The sequence below is a fragment of the Mesorhizobium sp. M4B.F.Ca.ET.214.01.1.1 genome (genome assembly GCF_004791545.1).
GTDB lineage: Bacteria > Pseudomonadota > Alphaproteobacteria > Rhizobiales > Rhizobiaceae > Mesorhizobium > Mesorhizobium abyssinicae.
Window position 1 is genome coordinate 227,578 of sequence record NZ_SRUX01000003.1, and the last position, 16,355, is coordinate 243,932.

16 protein-coding genes are annotated in these 16,355 nt (G+C 66.0%); 11 read left to right on the forward strand and 5 right to left on the reverse strand.

Features of this window, described 5'->3' with window-relative positions; translation table 11 throughout:
- The first annotated feature begins 12 nt into the window (after positions 1-12).
- The 8 genes from flgK to EN857_RS07530 all read left to right on the forward strand — a co-directional run bounded on the left by flgK (position 13) and on the right by EN857_RS07530 (position 7,891).
- The gene (flgK, locus tag EN857_RS07495; RefSeq protein WP_127393854.1) at positions 13-1,446 is read left to right on the forward strand and encodes a flagellar hook-associated protein FlgK; all 1,434 of its coding nucleotides are present in this window, start codon (positions 13-15) and stop codon (positions 1,444-1,446) included.
- Between the two features lie 3 nt (positions 1,447-1,449).
- Positions 1,450-2,499, forward strand: a complete 1,050-nt coding sequence (locus EN857_RS07500) for a flagellar hook-associated family protein (protein ID WP_128346276.1) — start codon at positions 1,450-1,452, stop codon at positions 2,497-2,499.
- 31 nt (positions 2,500-2,530) lie between these two features.
- Complete coding sequence (flaF, locus tag EN857_RS07505; RefSeq protein ID WP_127286503.1) at positions 2,531-2,878, forward strand: flagellar biosynthesis regulator FlaF; 348 nt, start codon at positions 2,531-2,533, stop codon at positions 2,876-2,878.
- Positions 2,875-3,312: a flagellar biosynthesis repressor FlbT gene (gene flbT, locus EN857_RS07510; protein ID WP_127310922.1), complete on the forward strand. Its 438-nt coding sequence runs from the start codon at positions 2,875-2,877 to the stop codon at positions 3,310-3,312. Before flaF ends, flbT begins: the two co-directional genes overlap by 4 nt.
- Positions 3,313-3,317: 5 nt before the next feature.
- Positions 3,318-3,725: a flagellar hook assembly protein FlgD gene (gene flgD, locus EN857_RS07515; protein ID WP_127310921.1), complete on the forward strand. Its 408-nt coding sequence runs from the start codon at positions 3,318-3,320 to the stop codon at positions 3,723-3,725.
- Between the two features lie 22 nt (positions 3,726-3,747).
- Positions 3,748-4,014 (forward strand): flagellar biosynthesis protein FliQ, encoded by a 267-nt coding sequence (fliQ, locus tag EN857_RS07520; RefSeq protein WP_126058467.1) that lies wholly within the window; start codon positions 3,748-3,750, stop codon positions 4,012-4,014.
- Between the two features lie 150 nt (positions 4,015-4,164).
- Complete coding sequence (gene asnB / locus EN857_RS07525) at positions 4,165-6,036, forward strand: asparagine synthase (glutamine-hydrolyzing) (RefSeq protein ID WP_127393885.1); 1,872 nt, start codon at positions 4,165-4,167, stop codon at positions 6,034-6,036.
- A 211-nt stretch (positions 6,037-6,247) separates the two neighbouring features.
- Entirely contained in the window at positions 6,248-7,891 is a 1,644-nt protein-coding gene (locus EN857_RS07530) for an MFS transporter (protein WP_128346275.1), read from the forward strand.
- A 29-nt stretch (positions 7,892-7,920) separates the two neighbouring features.
- On the opposite strand, the gene EN857_RS07535 is transcribed toward EN857_RS07530, so the two are convergent.
- The 4 genes from EN857_RS07535 to EN857_RS07550 all read right to left on the reverse strand — a co-directional run bounded on the left by EN857_RS07535 (position 7,921) and on the right by EN857_RS07550 (position 12,115).
- On the reverse strand, positions 7,921-8,289 hold the full coding sequence (locus tag EN857_RS07535; RefSeq protein ID WP_127392403.1) for a cupin domain-containing protein: 369 nt from the start codon (positions 8,287-8,289) through the stop codon (positions 7,921-7,923).
- Positions 8,290-8,406: 117 nt separating this feature from the next.
- A complete protein-coding gene (locus tag EN857_RS07540) occupies positions 8,407-9,792 on the reverse strand; it encodes an FAD-binding oxidoreductase (protein ID WP_127392404.1) in 1,386 nt (461 codons plus the stop codon).
- A gap of 95 nt (positions 9,793-9,887) precedes the next feature.
- Positions 9,888-11,669: a chloride channel protein gene (locus tag EN857_RS07545; RefSeq protein WP_127392405.1), complete on the reverse strand. Its 1,782-nt coding sequence runs from the start codon at positions 11,667-11,669 to the stop codon at positions 9,888-9,890.
- Between the two features lie 146 nt (positions 11,670-11,815).
- The gene (locus tag EN857_RS07550; protein ID WP_127392406.1) at positions 11,816-12,115 is read right to left on the reverse strand and encodes a putative quinol monooxygenase; all 300 of its coding nucleotides are present in this window, start codon (positions 12,113-12,115) and stop codon (positions 11,816-11,818) included.
- A 140-nt stretch (positions 12,116-12,255) separates the two neighbouring features.
- Here EN857_RS07550 and flhA point away from each other — a divergent pair, with 140 nt between their 5' ends.
- Genes flhA through EN857_RS07565 form a run of 3 tightly spaced genes read left to right on the forward strand, consistent with a single transcriptional unit; the run spans position 12,256 to position 15,480 of the window.
- The gene (flhA, locus tag EN857_RS07555; protein ID WP_127392407.1) at positions 12,256-14,343 is read left to right on the forward strand and encodes a flagellar biosynthesis protein FlhA; all 2,088 of its coding nucleotides are present in this window, start codon (positions 12,256-12,258) and stop codon (positions 14,341-14,343) included.
- Positions 14,340-15,092 carry a flagellar biosynthetic protein FliR gene (fliR, locus tag EN857_RS07560; protein ID WP_127392408.1) on the forward strand — a complete coding sequence of 251 codons (753 nt, stop codon included), beginning with the start codon at positions 14,340-14,342 and terminating at the stop codon, positions 15,090-15,092. Before flhA ends, fliR begins: the two co-directional genes overlap by 4 nt.
- 4 nt (positions 15,093-15,096) lie before the next feature.
- Entirely contained in the window at positions 15,097-15,480 is a 384-nt protein-coding gene (locus EN857_RS07565; RefSeq protein ID WP_127310775.1) for a hypothetical protein, read from the forward strand.
- A gap of 42 nt (positions 15,481-15,522) precedes the next feature.
- Here EN857_RS07565 and EN857_RS07570 read toward each other — a convergent pair whose 3' ends face one another.
- Entirely contained in the window at positions 15,523-16,110 is a 588-nt protein-coding gene (locus EN857_RS07570) for a transglutaminase-like cysteine peptidase (RefSeq protein WP_127392409.1), read from the reverse strand.
- Positions 16,111-16,355: the final 245 nt, after the last annotated feature.

The window sequence follows — 16,355 nt, forward strand, 5'->3', positions numbered from 1 at the left end:
TGAAAGACCCGCATGTCGCTGACCTCCGCCTTGAGCATCGCACAGTCGGCGCTCCTGACCACCTCGAAGCAGACCAGCATCGTCTCGCGCAACGTCGCCGATGCTTCCAATAGCGACTATGCCCGCCGCACGGCTGTCGTCACCAGCACGGCGCCGGGCGCCCGCTCGGTGGTGATCCAGCGGGCGGCCAGCGACCTCCTGTTCCGGCAGAATTTGAGCGCCCTCTCCGCATGGAGCGGCCAGAGCGCGCTTTACAGCGGCATGGACCAGCTGGAGCTGGCCGTCAACGGCGTCGACAACGCGTCCTCGCCCTCGACCGCGATCGCCAATCTGCAGCAGGCGCTGCAGCTCTATGCGACGACCCCGTCCAACCAGAATCTGGGCGCCAGCGTCATCGACGCGGCCAGGGACGTCGTGCGCTCGCTGAATGACGGCACCCAGGCGATCCAGGATTTCCGCACCCAGACCGACGGTCAGATCGCCACCGCGGTCGATGACCTCAACAAGCTGCTCAGCCAGTTCCAGGACGCCAACAAGGCCGTCATTTCCGGAACCCGTTCGGGCACCGACGTTTCCGACGCGCTCGACCAGCGCGACGCGATCCTGAAGAAGATCGCCGAATATGTTCCCGTCTCGACCTTCACGCGCGGCGACAACGACATGGTCATCACCACCACGGACGGCACGACGCTGTTCGAGACGGTGCCGCGCTCGGTGACCTTCACGCCCTCGTCCGGCTACACCGCCGGCATTCCCGGCAACACCATCTCCATCGACAACGTTCCGCTCTCGGCTGGCAGCGGCGGCAATACCAGCGCCGTCGGCAAGCTCGCCGGCCTGATCACCTTGCGCGACGGCGTCGCCGCCACCATGCAGAGCCAGCTCGACGAGACCGCCCGCGGGCTTATCACCGCCTTTGCCGAGACCTCCTCGTCGCAGCCCGATGCCGCCGGCCTGTTCACTTGGTCCGGCGCGCCCGCCATTCCCGCCGCCGGCACGCTGGTCGACGGCCTTGCCGGCTCGATCAGCGTCAACGCCGCCATGACCCCGGCGCTGCTGCGCGACGGCGGCGCCAATGGCGCTGCCTATGTGCTCAACACTTCCGGCTCGTCCTACGCCAACCTCCTGATCGCCTATGGCGACCGGCTCGACCAGCCGATGGCTTTCGATGCCGCCGCCGGTATCACGGCGACATCCAGCGTCGCCGACTACGCCGCCAACTCGATCGGCTGGTTCGAAGGCGTGCGCCAGCAGGCCTCGACCACCGCCGACGCCAAGGAGGCGCTGGCCACGCGCACGGCCGAGGCGCTGTCCAACGACACCGGCGTCAATGTCGATCAGGAAATGTCGCTGCTGCTCGACCTCGAACACACCTACCAGGCCTCCGCCCGCATGATGAAGACCGTCGACGACATGCTGGACGCCCTGATGAATGCCGTGGGATAATCGATGAAAGCGACAGCCGTCTCCTCAGCCGCAATATCCAACGCCATGCGCTACCAGCAGATGCGCATGCAGTCCGATCTGGTCAAGGCGACGAAGGAGTCAACGACCGGCAAGGTCGCCGATGTCGGCCTGGCGCTCGGCGGGCGCACGACCCAGGCCGTGACCTTCCAGCGCGATCTCGACCGGCTGAACGGCATCATCGATTCCAACGCGCTGGTCGCCGCCCGGCTGACGTCGACGCAGGATGCGCTCGGCCAGCTCTCCGACGTCGCGCAGAACTTTCTTTCGGCCTTGACCAGCGCCGTGTCCGGCGATTCCTCGACCAGCATCACCCAGCAGGCCGGCGCGTCGGCGCTGCAGCAGATGACCGGCATCCTCAACACCAGCGTGAATGGCGAGTATCTGTTCGCCGGCACCAACACCGACGTCAAGCCGGTCGACGATTTCACCGCCGCCGGCTCGCCCGCCAAAGCCGCTTTCGACGCCTCCTTCGTCGCCTATTTCGGCTTCACCCAGAGCGATCCGGCCGCAGCAAACATCACTGCCGCCCAGATGGACGACTTCATCACCACCAGCGTCGAGCCGCAATTCCTCGGCTCGGGCTGGCAAGGCACCTGGTCGAACGCCACCGACGAGCAGATCACCAGCCGCATCGCGCTGAACGAGACCACGCAGACCTCGGTCAGCGCCAATGAGGACGGCATCCGCAAGCTCGCCATGGCGGCGGCGATGGTCGCCAACCTGTTCTCCGGCAACATCAGCGATGCCGCCAAGAACACCGTCGTCAGCCGCGCCCAGACATTGGTCGGCGAGGCCATCGGCGGCATCGTCCAGGTGCGCTCGGAGGTCGGCCTAACCCAGAAACGTGTCTCCGACGCCAGCGACCGCATGAAGACCCAGGTCGACCTGTTCGAGAAGCACATCATCGATCTCGAGGGCGTCGATCCCGCCGAAGCCGCGACCCGCATCGCCGACCTGACGCAGCATATCGAGACCTCATTCGCGTTGACCGCGCGCCTGCAGCAGCTCAGCCTGCTGAATTACCTGACCTGAAAACTTCCACCGGAACGGCAGAGCCCCGACGATGTATCAATTCTCCTACGCCGACATCCAGACCGACTCCGTCTCCGACGCCAAGGACCGCGAGCGGGAATTGCTCACCCGCTCGATCGACATGCTGTCGGCCGCGGCCGCAGTCGGGCAGGATTCCATGGAAGCGATCGAGGCGCTGCACTTCACCAACCGCATCTGGACCACCTTCGTCGAGGATCTCGGCTCCAGCGACAACGCCTTGCCCAAGGAGCTGCGCGCCAACCTGATCTCCATCGGCCTGTGGCTGCTGCGCGAGGCCGAGGACATCCGCCAGGGCCGCACCAACAATTTCGAAGGCCTGATCGAGGTCTCCCAGATCATCCGGGACGGCATCCAATGACCAACACGCTGAAGATATCGCTGAAGCCGAACGAGAAGATCTACATCAACGGCGCCGTCATCCGCGTCGACCGCAAGGTCACAATCGAGCTGATGAACGACGTCCAGTTCCTGCTCGAAAGCCACGTCATCCAGGCCGATCAGGCGTCGACCCCGCTCAGGCAGCTCTATTTCATCCTGCAGGTCATGCTGATGAACCCGGCGAGCGCCTCCGAGGCGCGCGACATGTTCCGCCGCTCGCTGCCCATGCTGCTGGCGAGCTTCGAGGACGGTGAGATTTGCAGCGCGCTGAAGCAGATCGACCGCATGGTCGGCGAGGACCATGTCTATGAGGCACTGAAGGCGATCCGCGCGCTCTATCCGCTCGAACGCCGCGCGCTTGGCGGCAATGACGATATTCCGGGCGCGGCGCGCCCGCTGGCCGTAGGAGCTTGATGCCGATGACCGTGGACATGACGACCACCATACCGACCGGTGCCAACTCGACCACCACGTCGACCTCGAAGACCGCGGTCGACTACCAGTCGTTCCTGAAGCTCCTCATCGCCGAGATGAAGAACCAGGATCCGACCAAGCCGATGGACTCGACACAGTACGTCGCCCAGCTCGCCACCTTCTCGCAGGTCGAGCAATCGGTGCAGACCAACACCAAGCTCGACCAGATCATGCAGTCCTCGGCCCTGTCGCAGGCCGATGCCCTGATCGGCCGCTCGATCACCTCCGCCGACGGCAAGACGACGGGCACGGTGGCCTCCGTGCGCCTGGCCAGCAGCGGCCTCATCGCGGTGCTGCAGAACGGCACCGAAGTTCCCGTCACCTCGGGCGTTTCGGTCAAGGCGGCGAGCTAGGCGACAGGCTCGGTCACGACCCATGAACGAGGCCGACGCCCTCGATATCGTCCAATACGCGGTGTGGACGGTGCTGACCGCTTCCGCGCCGGTGGTGCTGGTGGCGATGGCGGTCGGCATCGGCATCGCGCTGATCCAGGCGCTGACCCAGATCCAGGAAATCACGCTGACCTTCGTGCCGAAGATCGTCGCCATCATGCTGGTGGTGGCGCTGACCGGCCCATTCATCGGCGGTCAGATATCGGCCTTCACCAACGTCATCTTCGAGCGCATCGAGCACGGCTTCTGACGCGGAACGCGGAGTGCCTGTTCCTTGCGCTCTCCTGACGGCTTGCGGGCAGCCCGGTAGCGGCTAGATTGTGAATTGCGCGGCGTGGGCGCCACTGGTCTCAGGCGGTGTTCGAAAAATCATGGGGCAGACTAAACCGGCCGGCAGGCCATGTGCGGAATAGCCGGCGTCTGGCGAAAGCGGGACCCGATCGGCGCCGGCGACCTGTCGGACATCGCCCGCATGATGCAGGCGCTGGCGCATCGCGGGTCGGACGACCATGACAGCTGGAGCAGCAGCCGGCTCGCCCTGGGTCACCGCCGGCTTGCCATCATCGATCCCTCTCCCGCCGCCCGCGAGCCGATGCTGACCGCATGCGGCAAGGGCGTGCTCGCCTACAATGGCGAGGTCTACAACTACCGCTCGCTGCGCCAGACGCTCGAGGCGGAAGGCTGTATTTTCCGCAGCGTCTCCGACACCGAAGTGGTTCTGCAGGCCTTGCATCATTGGGGTCCTGAAAAGGCGGTGCCGCTGTTCGACGGCATGTTTTCCTTTGCCTACTTCGACGCGCGCGACAACGCCCTGTGGCTCGCCCGCGACCGCCTCGGCATCAAGCCTATGGCGGTGGCCGAGACGGCCGAGCGGATCCTGTTCGCTTCCGAGGACAAGGGGATCCTCGCCAGCGACGGTTTTGGCCGCCGCATCGACGCGCGCGAGATCACCTTGCGGCTTGCCTGGCAGCACCGCGATTCGAGCTTCAGCCTGTTCGACGGCATCGAACGCCTGCCGCCGGCGGGCCTCTGGAAGATCACCGACGCCGGCATCGAGAAGCGCTGTTTCTGGCACGTCCTCGATGTGCTGGAGGCGGCGCGCATCACCGGCGACCGCATCTCCGACGACGAGCATATGGCGAAGCTCGAAGCGCTGATCGAAGACAGCATCGATATCCATTGCATCGCCGACGCCAGCATCGCCACGGCCTGCAGCAGCGGCGTCGATTCCGGTCTGATTACAGCGCTGTCGAAGCGCTTCAGGCCGGAAATCCACGGCTATGTCGTCGACCCCCGGCTTGGCCGCAGCGAGGCGGAGAACGCCGAACGGACCGGCCGCCGCGCCGGCGTCCCGCTGCGCCGGGTGCCGGTCGACAGGGACCGGTTCTTCGAGCTCTGGCCGAAAGCGGTCTGGCACCTTGAGAGCGACGGCTGGCACGCAAGCCATGTCGGGCTTCTGGCGCTGGCCGAGCAATGCCGGGCCGACGGCGTCAAGGTGCTGCTGACCGGCGAAGGTGCCGACGAACTCTTCGGCGGTTACAAATGGCAGGCCGAAAGCATGCGGGCCTGGCAGGCATGGTCTTGGCCGGGACGGCTGTTCCGCTCGAAGCGCTGGCTCGATCGCAAGTTCGGGCGCCTGCGCCATGCGCCATTCAAGACATCGACCGGCAACAGCTCGGCCTCGGAGCGCAATCTCGTGCTGAGGTCGCTATCGCCAGAGCTCAATTTCCTGCAGACCAGGATCTTCGACCGGCTCGAACCGGTGACGCCGCTCGGCGATCGCGCCTTCCTTGGATGCTGTCTCTACGATCTCTATTCGCATTTGCAGGACCTGCTTAACCGGCATGACCGGCTGAGCATGGCGGCATCGGTCGAGCTCAGGGTTCCCTTCATCGAAAACCGGCTGATCGACTTCGCGATCCATCTGCCGAGGCGTCAGAAATTGCGCGGCAAGACCGGCAAGTGGCTATTGAAGAAGGTCGCCGAAAAGCACCTGCCGCGCGAGAACGTCTACGCACCGAAGAAGGGTTTCGAAATCTCGTCCGGCTTCACCCAGGGCAGCCAGGGCCTGCTGCGCGGCGGCTATCTGCGCGACGCGCTGAAATGGCCCGCCGCCGCCGTCGAGGACCTTGTCGACCTGGCGAGGCGCGACGAAGCCTCGCGACTACGCCTCGTCGGCATGGAACTGTTCCTGCGCCTTCATGCCGGCGGCGAAACGGCGGGCAACCTCACCCATGCGCTGCATGCCGCGGCCGCAGAAGCGTCTGGTTAAGCGGTTCGGCCCAACCGTACGCCCGGCGGGCGGTTGGTCCAAGGCGGCCAGACCATTGGCTTAGCCGCGTAACGACGCATTTTTGCCTCGCTATCCTGTTGTTGGAGCATAATCTTTTTCAAGCAACGGTCCGCCCCGCGTCGCCATGCTCCATCTCCGGAGAGGACAGCCGCGGCGGCAGGCCAACGGCGTGTGAAGCGGGACAGCGCGGATGATCGATGACGAGCCGGACAGCGAACGCGTCTCGGCGCTGGCGCCGTTCAGCCACGGCATCTTCCGGGCCGTTTGGTCGGCCAGCCTGGTGTCGAATTTCGGCGGTCTCATCCAGGGCGTCGGCGCCGCCTGGATGATGACCACGATCGCCACCTCGTCCTACCAGGTGGCGCTGGTCCAGGCCTCGACCACGCTGCCGATCATGCTGTTCGCGCTGGTCGCCGGCGCCATCGCCGACAGCTTCAACCGGCGCAAGGTGATGCTGGTGGCGCAGACCTTCATGCTGGTCGTCTCGGCGCTGCTGACGCTGTTCACCTGGTTCGGCCTGATCACGCCGTGGACGCTGCTCGCCTTCACCTTCCTGATCGACAGCGGCACGGCGCTGAACAGCCCGTCATGGCAAGCCTCGGTCGGCGACATGGTGCCGCGTTCCAAGGTGCCGGCGGCCGTCGCGCTGAACTCGATGGGCTTCAACCTGACGCGCAGCGTCGGCCCGGCGATCGGCGGCGTCATCGTCGCCGCAGCGGGCGCCGCCGCGGCCTTCGCCGCCAATGCGCTGAGCTATATCGGCCTGATCATCGTGCTGTTTCGCTGGAAGCCGGAGATACCGGCGCAGACCTTGCCGCGCGAGACGCTTGGCGCGGCGATGGGCGCCGGCCTGCGCTATGTCGCAATGTCGCCCAACATCGGCAAGGTGCTGGTCCGGGGCTCGGCCTTCGGCTTCAGCGCCGGCGCGGTGCTGGCGCTTCTTCCGCTGGTGGCGCGCGATGTCGTCAAGGGCGATGCCTTGACTTACGGCATCATGCTCGGCGCCTTCGGCATCGGCGCCGTCGGCGGCGCGCTGATCAGCGTGCGGCTGAGGCAGTTGCTGTCCTCGGAGACGATGGTGCGCATGGCCTTTGGCGGCTTCGCCGTCTGCGCCCTCAACGCCGCCGTCAGCCTTCACGCCTGGCAGACCGCTCTCGGCCTGCTCATCGGCGGCGCCTGCTGGGTGCTCGCGCTGTCGCATTTCAACGTCACGGTGCAGATGTCGACACCGCGCTGGGTGGTCGGCCGGGTGCTCTCGGTCTACCAGACGGCGACCTTCGGCGGCATCGCGCTGGGCAGCTGGGTCTGGGGCGTCGTCGCCGACTCGCATGGCGCCGAGACCGCGCTGATCGCGGCCAGCATCACCATGCTGGCGGGTGGCGCCATCGGCCTCGTCCTGCCCTTGCCGCAGCATGCGGTGCTCAACCTCGATCCGCTCAACCGCTTCAAGGAGCCGCATCTGGGGCTCGACCTCAAGCCGCGCAGCGGCCCGATCGCCATCATGATCGAGTACATCATTCGCGACGAGGACGTGCCGGAGTTCCTCGCCACCATGGCCGAGCGCGGCCGCATCCGCCGCCGTGACGGCGCCCGCAACTGGACACTGGCGCGCGACCTGGAAAATCCATCCGTGTGGATCGAGCATTACCACACGCCGACCTGGCTGGAGTATATCCGCCACAACAGGCGGGCGACCCATGCCGACGCCGTCGTCGGCGAACGCATCCGGGCATTGCACAGCGGCGGGGAACCGCCGCATGTGCGCCGCATGATCGAGCGGCCGACCACCGCCGGCACCGCCTTGGTCTCACCGAGGGGGCCGATCGAGCACTGACCCGGTTCGGGATCGGTCGTCGCCTGCGATCAGGGGGCGCTCTGGATCATATAGAGCTTGCGTGTGGTCTCCCTGATCAGCCATTCGCCCTTCCAGCCTTGCGGCAGGACGAGCAGATCGCCCGGACCGAGTTCACGCCTTTCGCCATCGGCGCGCGCTACTTCGACCCGGCGCGAGATGATGTGGCAAATCTCCGACGAGCCTGAACGATCGGCGGTGAAGCGGCCCGGCGTGCATTCCCAGATGCCGATATCGACGGTCCCGTCCGGCGATTGGAAGAACGAGCGCACCGCCTCGACCTGGTCGCCTTCGATGGAGGTCGGCTTCGGCGAGAACGCCCCGATATCGGCCGTGGCGAGGTCGTGGAAAGTCGAAAGATCGATCAAATTGGGCTCCATGAAATGCTGATCCGCAATAGAGCAATTCCAGGAAAAGTGTGAACGGTTTTCCGTCCGGAATTGCGTCAAAACAATGAGTTAGAGCAGGCCGCCGTTTCCGTGAAACGGGGAACTGCTCTAGTGGCCGGTGATGGCGTCGGCCAGGGCGGCAAGCTTCGAGGTGTGCGAAAGCCCGGCGGCTTCGCGGCGATCGGCGAGATGGTAGAGCTGGTACATCGAATGGACGCCGAGCCAGCGGAAGGGCTCCGGCTCCCAGCGCCGCACCTTGCGGTTGACCCAGGGCAGGCGCGTCAGTTCCGTGTCCTGGCCGAGGATCAGGTCGGCGAGCGTGCGCCCCGAAAGATTGGAGCTGGAGACACCCAGCCCGACATAGCCGCCGGCCCAGCCGATGCGGGTCGTCGGGTCGAGGCCAACCGTCGTGCACCAATCGCGCGGCACGCCGAGCACGCCGCACCAGGCATGCTCGATGCGGCAGCCCGCCGTCTGCGGCAGCAGCGTCGTCAGGATCTGATGCAGCTGGTCGATCGTCGCCTGCTGCGTCTGGCCGTTGACGTCGGTGCGCGAGCCGTAGCGATAGGGCACGCCGCGCCCGCCCATGGTGATGCGCCCCTCGCGCGTGCGCTGGGCATAGCAATAGGCATGGGCGGCGCTGCCGAGCAGCTCATGCCCTTCCCAGCCGATCGCGCGCCACAGTTCAGGCGACAGCGGCTCGGTCACGATCTGCGCGCTGTTGAGCGCCAGCCAGGTCCGTTCCTCGCCGGGAATGCCGGCGGTAAAACCCTCGGTGGCGCGGATGATGGTTTCCGCTCGCACCGTGCCGCGGTTGGTCGTCACGCAGCCCTTGGCGGTGGCGGTCACCGTCGTCTGCTCGTAGATCGGCACACCCAGCCGCTCGACGGCGGCGGCAAGGCCGCGCACCAGCTTGGCCGGCTGCACCCGCGCCTGGCCATGGACGACGAAGCCGCCAAGGACGTCGCGGACATTGATGCGCGCCCGCGTCGCCGCTTGATCGAGCATCTCGACGCGGTTCGGATCGACGTCCCAAGCGCGGATCGTCTCGCACTCCTCGCGGGCGCGTTCGAGCTGCGCCGGGTTGGTGGCCACCGTCAGATTGTCGACGCGGCGAATGTCGGCATCGATCCCTTCGGCGGCCGCCACCCGGATCACCTCGTCGACGCAGCCGACCATCGCCGCCTGCATGGCGCTGACACCTTGCCGGGTCGAGGTCTTGAGATATTTCTCGCGCGACCAGGTGAAGCCGCCCGACAGCCAGCCGCCATTGCGGCCCGACGCGCCGAAGCCGGCGAATTCGCGCTCGATCAGCGCGATGCGCAGCGACGGTCTCGCCTTCTTCAAATAGTAGGCGGTCCACAGGCCGGTGTAGCCTGCGCCAACGATGGCGACATCGGCCTCGATATCGCCGGGCAAGGGCGGCCGCGGCGCGGGAACCCCGCCGATATCCGCATACCAGAACGATATGTCGCCGTTGCGCTTGGCTTGCATGGGAGAATTTCCGGAGGGAGGGTGAAGGGATCAGGTGGGCGTCGTGTCTGCTGTGCTGTCGTCAGCCTGATCATTGCAGGCGCCGGCGAAAGCCGCTAGCCTTCGCCGGAGAGGTCCCGTCGCGCTTTGTCGAGTTCCTCGGCATAGCGCCGCATCAGATGGCTTTCGGTCAAAAGGCCAAGCACGACGCGATCGGCGAAATCCTCGACCACCGCCAGTTCCTCGGCACCGGCGCGCTGGAAGGTTTCGGCCGCCGTCTGGACGTTCATGGAAGGCACCAGCACGGCGTCCTTGAACCGGGCGAGTGCGCGCACCGGCGTCTCGCCATCCGAAACCTCGCTGTGCAGTTCCGCCACGATCAGCACGCCGACATAGTGCTGGCCCTCATCCACCGCGATGACGCGCTGCGCCGAGCCCAGCGGCACCGCCTTGCGGAAGGCGCCGAGCGTCGTCGCAGCATCGATGGTGCGGACATCCTTGCGCATCATCGAGCCGGCCGTGAGGCTGCGCATCCAGCCGACGTCGTGGGCGCTGCGGATGGTCTCGCCGCGCAGGTGGAAACGCCAGGTCGAGAACGAATAGCCGAAGGTCTCGCGCACCAGCATCGCCGCCATGAGCGACGCCGCCAGCACGACGCCGGTGAGCGTCAGGTCGCGCGTCGATTCCAGCGCCAGGAAGGTCATCGTCAGCGGCGCGCCGACGACGCCGACGGCGAGCGAGGTCATGCCAACGACGGCGGCGACCGCCGGATCGATGCCGGTCGCCGGCGAGGCGAATGCCATCACGCCGGCGAAGACCTTGCCGAGCAGCGCGCCGAGGAACAGCGAGGCGAAGAACAGGCCGCCGCGAAACCCCGAGCCGAGCGAGATCGCCGAGGCCGCCAGCTTCAGCACGAAGACGCTGGCAACGACGCCAAGCCCATAGTTCATCGCGAACTCGCGATGCAGCGCGCCATGGCCGCTGGACAGCACCTGCGGCGTCACCAGCCCGAGCAGCCCGACAAGGATGCCGCCGATGAAGGGCCGCAGCGACGCATCGACCGACAGCCGGGCAAAGCCGTGCTCGATCAGGCTGACCAGGTGCATGATGGCGATCGAGGCCGCACCGCCGAGCAGGCCGAGCAGCAGGAATGGGATGTACTGGCTGGCGGTCAGCGCGGGCAGGCCGGACAGTTCCAGCGGAAACGGCACGACGCCAAACACTTCCGCCGTCAGCGAGGCGCAGATGGCCGCCGTCATCACCGGCGCGACATTGGCGACCGAATAGATGCCGATGATCAGCTCGAAGCCGTAGAAAGCGCCGGTCAGCGGCGCGTCGAAGGCGGCGGCGATGGCACCGGCGGCGCCGCAGCCGACGAGGATGCGCACGTCGTTGCGGCGCAGCCTGAAGGCGCGCGCCAGCCGCGACGCCAGACCAGAGCCGACCTGCGTATAGCCGGCCTCCAGCCCGACCGAGGCGCCGAAGCCGCTGGACAGCACCGTCTGCCCGACGATGATGAACGTGTCGGTGAGCGACATACGCCCGCCATAGAGCGCGTTGGCCTCGATCGGATCGACCGGAGTGCGGAACTTGCGCTTCCTGAGCCAGATCACGCTCAGCCCAAGCAGGATGCCGCCGATCGCCGGGATCATCGCCTGCACCGGGCTTGCCAGCGAAAACATCGCCGACAGCCGGCCGCCCGGCTGCACGCCGTAAAGCAGCCAGTGCATGCCCTGCACCAGTTCGCTCATGCCGGTGACCAGCGCGCCCGACATCACCCCGACGACACCCGCAAGCACGACGATGACGATGCCGCGGGCCTCGAGCAGCGGGATCGATCGGATCAGCACCGCGCGCAGCCGGCGGGCATAGACTTGGCTGTGGTTTGTGGCAGTCATCGGAGCGGTTGGCCGATATCCGAAGGGAATGGAGAGCTGCCGGCCTGATACGCCCGGCGGCATTGCGTGGCAATTGCAATGCCGACTGCATGTGGCGCCATTTTGGCGCTGCGGCAATCGCGACGATATCGATGCAGGCTGCTCTGTCAGGTCGGCCTGGCGTCGCCGGCTTCGTAGAGCACGAGCTTGCGGTCGCCGATGCCGAGCGCCGCCCAGCTCGATCGCCAGTCGGCGATGTGCGGCGAGCGGAAATGCGCCTCGAGCGCGGCCCTGTCGCTCCACACCTCCGTGACGCGGATCAGCCCGGCGTCGAGGACATCCTGCGCGTAGGAATATTCGAGGCAGCCCGGCTCGGCGCGGCTCGCCGAAACCATCGTCTGCATGGCCGGCCTTGCCTCGTCCAGCCTGTGCGCCGGCAAGCGGATGGTGCCGATGATCACGAGCATGCCGGTCCCCTTCTGAAGGTTGCCCGCGGCTGAGGATGCCGCGCCATCGGCAGTAGCCAGTCTCCCACCTTCGCGCAAGCTTGGCCGGTTAGGCTCGAAAGGCTGCCGCGCGTTCGGCGGGCTGGAGACTTGAGGACGATATGGCGATCAGCGAAACAATCCCGGCGGGCCTGGCGGCCAAGAACGGCCGCGACGTCTTCTTCGCGCTGGGCATCGTCATCATCCTGGCCGTGCTGTTCCTGCCGATCCCGGCCTTCCTCATCGACATCGGCCTCGCCTTCTCGATCGCGCTGTCGGTGCTGATCCTGATGGTGGCGCTGTGGATCCAGCGGCCGCTCGACTTCTCCTCCTTCCCGACCGTGCTGCTGATCGCCACCATGCTCAGGCTGTCGCTCAACATCGCCACCACGCGCATGATCCTGTCGCACGGCAATGAAGGCACGCACGCGGCCGGCTATGTCATTTCGGGCTTCTCGAAGCTGGTGATGTCGAGCGACTTCGTCATCGGCCTGATTGTCTTCCTGATCCTGATCGTGGTGAACTTCATCGTCATCACCAAGGGCGCCACCCGTATCGCCGAGGTCGGCGCCCGCTTCACCCTCGATGCCATTCCCGGCAAGCAGATGTCGATCGACGCCGACCTTTCCGCCGGCATGATCGACGAGAAGACGGCGCAGTTGCGCCGCCGCGAGCTGGAAGAGGAATCCTCCTTCTTCGGCTCGATGGACGGCGCCTCGAAATTCGTGCGCGGCGACGCCATCGCCGGCCTCATCATCACCGCCATCAACATCGTCGGCGGCATCGCCATCGGCTACATCCGCCACGGCATGGGCATGGGCGAAGCCGCCGACGTGTTCATCAAGCTGTCGGTCGGCGATGGTCTCGTCACCCAGATTCCGGCGCTGATCGTCTCGCTCGCCGCCGGCATGCTGGTCTCCAAGGGCGGCACCCGCGGCTCGGCCAACCAGGCCGTGTTCGGCCAGCTTGGCGCACACCCGCGCGCGCTCTATGTCGCCGCCTTCCTGCTGGTCATCCTCTGCCTCATGCCCGGCCTGCCGCTGTTCCCGTTCTTTGCCCTTGCCGGCGGCATGGCTGGTCTCGGCTACGTCATCCCGTTGCGCCACAACCGCGCCATGGCCGCCGCCGCGGCGTTGAAGGACGAGGAGAAGGCGAAAAAGGCCGAGGAGGAGAAGAACTCGGTCAAGGCCTCGCTTGCCACCGCCGAGATCGAGCTCTTGATCGGCAAGCAGCTGTCGACGCGCCTGCTGGTGTCGCATCAGGAGCTGGTCTTCCGCATGGCCAAGATGCGCAAGAAATTCGCCCAGCAATACGGCTTCGTCGTGCCCGAAGTGCGCGTCGCCGACGACTTCGCCATCCCGCCGAAGAGTTACCAGATCAAGGTCCACGGCACTGTCGTCGCCGAGTACCAGATGCGCGTCGGCGAGATCATGGTGCTGCTCGGCACCCGCGACGTGCCGGACCTGCCCGGCGAGGAGATCCGCGAGCCGGCCTTCGGCATGCGCGCCTTCTCGGTGCTGGAGACCTTCGCCGAGGACCTCAAGCGCGAGAGCTACACCTATGCCGACAACATGTCGGTGCTGCTCACCCACCTCTCCGAGGTGATCCGCAACAACCTGCCGCAGTTGCTCTCCTACAAGGACATGAAGGCGCTGCTCGAAAGACAGGACCCGGAGTACCGCAAGCTCGCCGACGAGATCTGCACCTCGCACATCTCCTATCCCGGCCTGCAGGCAGTGTTGAAGCTTCTGCTCGCCGAGCGCGTCTCGATCCGCAACCTGCATCTGATCATCGAGGCCATCGCCGAGATCGCGCCGCATGTGCGGCGCACCGAGCAGATCGTCGAGCACGTCCGCATCCGCATGGCGCAGCAGATCTGCGGCGATCTTTCCGAGGGCGGCATGCTCAAGGTGCTGCGCCTCGGCAACCGCTGGGACCTAGCCTTCCACCAGAGCCTCAAGCGCGACGCCAAGGGCGAGGTGCGCGAGTTCGACATCGACCCGCGCCAGCTCGAGGAATTCGGCCAGGATGCGACCAAGGCGATCCGCAAGCATCTCGAAGCTGGCGAGCGCTTTGTCCTCGTCACCGCGCCCGACGCGCGGCCCTATGTGCGCATGATCATCGAGCGCCTGTTCACGACGCTCCCCGTTCTCTCCCATGTCGAGATCGCCAAAGGCGTCGAGATCAAGGTGCTCGGGACGATCTCGTGAGCGCGCTCTCGCAAGGCGTCGTCATCGCCGCCTTCCTCGCCTTCTGCCGCATCGGCGCCTGCTTCATGCTGATGCCGGGCCTGTCGAGCGCCCGCGTGCCGATCCAGGTGCGGCTGTTCGTGTCGGTCGCCGCCACCGGCGGCCTGCTCGCCTTCCTCTGGGACCGGATCTACCCCTATGTCGATCCGCGTCCGCAGATCCTGGCGCCGATGATCGTCTCCGAGCTTTTGGTCGGCGGGCTGATCGGCGCCATGACAAGGCTCTACATGGAGGCGTTGCGCTTCATCGGCTCGGCCATCGCCATGCTGATCGGCTATGGCGGCTCGGGCGGGCCGGCGATCGAGGAGCCGGAACCGCAGGCGGCGCTTGCCGCCATCATCTCGTTCTCGGCGCTGCTGCTGCTCTTCGTCTTCGATTTCGACCACGAGATCGTACGCGCCCTGGTCGCCTCCTATGCGGTCGCGCCGGTCAATGTCTTCTTCAACCCGCAGGCAGCGCTGGTCGATGTCACCGACACGGTGTCGGACGCCTTCTTCCTGGTCATCCGCCTCGGCAGCCCCTTCGTGGCCTATGCCATCCTCGTCAACCTGACCATCGGCTTCGTCAACAAGCTGACGCCGCAGATCCCGGTCTATTTCATCTCGCTGCCCTTCGTCATCGCCGGCGGGCTGATCATCTTCTATTTCGCCATCGGCACCTTGCTGTCGCTGTTCGTCGATGGCTTTGTCGACCTGACGCTCGCCCGGTGAAGCGATGACCACGCGCAAGGAGCGATTGCGGAAACTGGTCAAGGTGCAGGAGCAGCTGAAGGCTCTGCACGAGACGCGCCATGCGACATTCGTGGCGGCGGCGGGAACCGCCGAGGCCGAGGCAAGGGAACTGGTCGAGCATTTCGACGCGGACCAGTCGCTGGCCGGCCTGTTCCCCGACCTCTACCATCGCCGCATCGCCAACGCCCTGGTGCGCCAGGAGGCCAGCCTGGAAAGTGCCAGGCAGGAAGCGGGCCTCATCGCCACGGCGACTGCACGCACCAACATGGTCGAGCGCGCCTACAAGGACGTGCGCCGCCGCGACGAGCGCGAACGCTCCGACCGCGAGCGGCTTGATCTGATCGCCCAGAAACGGGAACAGGAATAGCGGTGGCTTCCGCCTTGGCGCTGGACGGCGCCCTGAGAAGCGTCAGCCGCCCGTCGCGGTGGCCTTGACCGGCCTGGCTGCACCGATCCGTTCCCAGCGCTTGCCATTGCCCTGCGCCTGCCGGGCGAAATAGCTGTATGGGGTGCTGGACCAGTCGCGGACGGAGTTGGTGAGATTGTCGAGCACCAGGTCGCCCTCGCTGGTGCGCACCGTCAGCACCGTATGCCCTTCGCCGTGATAGCTTGCCACGGTCAGCAGCAGCGCCGAAGCCGGCCAGCCGCGCTTCATCAGTTCGAGCTTCTTCAGGATCGCGATGTCCTCGCAATCGCCGGAGACGGTCGGCACGCGCCAGTCGTCTTCCTTGCCGACGGTGGCCTGGTCGCTGAGCTCTGTTATGCGCGAATTGACCGAGCGGTTCACCTGCTTCAATTCGGAACTCAGTCCCGGCTGCAGGGCAACGACCTTCCTTCCCCCGGCGGTGCTGCACAGGCTGGGTTGGCGACTGCAGAACGAAAAGAAGGCAGGCGGCGCGAACGCCTTGCCGCTGGTTTCCATGATCGTCCCGGCCTGCGAGGCGAACGGGCAGGCAAGCGACAGCAAGAATGCGATCAGCGCGACATCGCGTTTCACGATCAACGTCTCCAGTGCGTGGACTTGAGGATGAGGGGAGCGGGTTAATGAGCGGTTTCTAAACTGCCCAATTTGGCCGTTAGCGAGGCAGCGCCGTTAACGTATTAATACTTCGAAAAATAAGACTTGAAGCCGTGTCGCGGCGTTGGCCGGCAGAGGGATTCTCGCCGACCGCGTATCGGTCCGGCGCCGATCGCGTCGCCTCGCTCTCCGCAAGCCTGCCGCAAGCTTGTTGCGCCATTGTC

What these genes read in the sequence shown, in the direction of transcription:
- EN857_RS07545 (WP_127392405.1), bottom strand. Translation starts at nt 11,669, where the DNA reads ATGACTGCCACAAACCACAGCCAAGTCTATGCCCGCCGGCTGCGCGCG.
- fliQ (WP_126058467.1), top strand. Translation starts at nt 3,748, where the DNA reads ATGAACGAGGCCGACGCCCTCGATATCGTCCAATACGCGGTGTGGACG.
- asnB (WP_127393885.1), top strand. Translation starts at nt 4,165, where the DNA reads ATGTGCGGAATAGCCGGCGTCTGGCGAAAGCGGGACCCGATCGGCGCC.
- EN857_RS07540 (WP_127392404.1), bottom strand. Translation starts at nt 9,792, where the DNA reads ATGCAAGCCAAGCGCAACGGCGACATATCGTTCTGGTATGCGGATATC.
- flaF (WP_127286503.1), top strand. Translation starts at nt 2,531, where the DNA reads ATGTATCAATTCTCCTACGCCGACATCCAGACCGACTCCGTCTCCGAC.
- flgK (WP_127393854.1), top strand. Translation starts at nt 13, where the DNA reads ATGTCGCTGACCTCCGCCTTGAGCATCGCACAGTCGGCGCTCCTGACC.
- EN857_RS07530 (WP_128346275.1), top strand. Translation starts at nt 6,248, where the DNA reads ATGATCGATGACGAGCCGGACAGCGAACGCGTCTCGGCGCTGGCGCCG.
- EN857_RS07550 (WP_127392406.1), bottom strand. Translation starts at nt 12,115, where the DNA reads ATGCTCGTGATCATCGGCACCATCCGCTTGCCGGCGCACAGGCTGGAC.
- flhA (WP_127392407.1), top strand. Translation starts at nt 12,256, where the DNA reads ATGGCGATCAGCGAAACAATCCCGGCGGGCCTGGCGGCCAAGAACGGC.
- EN857_RS07565 (WP_127310775.1), top strand. Translation starts at nt 15,097, where the DNA reads ATGACCACGCGCAAGGAGCGATTGCGGAAACTGGTCAAGGTGCAGGAG.
- flgD (WP_127310921.1), top strand. Translation starts at nt 3,318, where the DNA reads ATGACCGTGGACATGACGACCACCATACCGACCGGTGCCAACTCGACC.
- EN857_RS07535 (WP_127392403.1), bottom strand. Translation starts at nt 8,289, where the DNA reads ATGGAGCCCAATTTGATCGATCTTTCGACTTTCCACGACCTCGCCACG.
- flbT (WP_127310922.1), top strand. Translation starts at nt 2,875, where the DNA reads ATGACCAACACGCTGAAGATATCGCTGAAGCCGAACGAGAAGATCTAC.
- EN857_RS07500 (WP_128346276.1), top strand. Translation starts at nt 1,450, where the DNA reads ATGAAAGCGACAGCCGTCTCCTCAGCCGCAATATCCAACGCCATGCGC.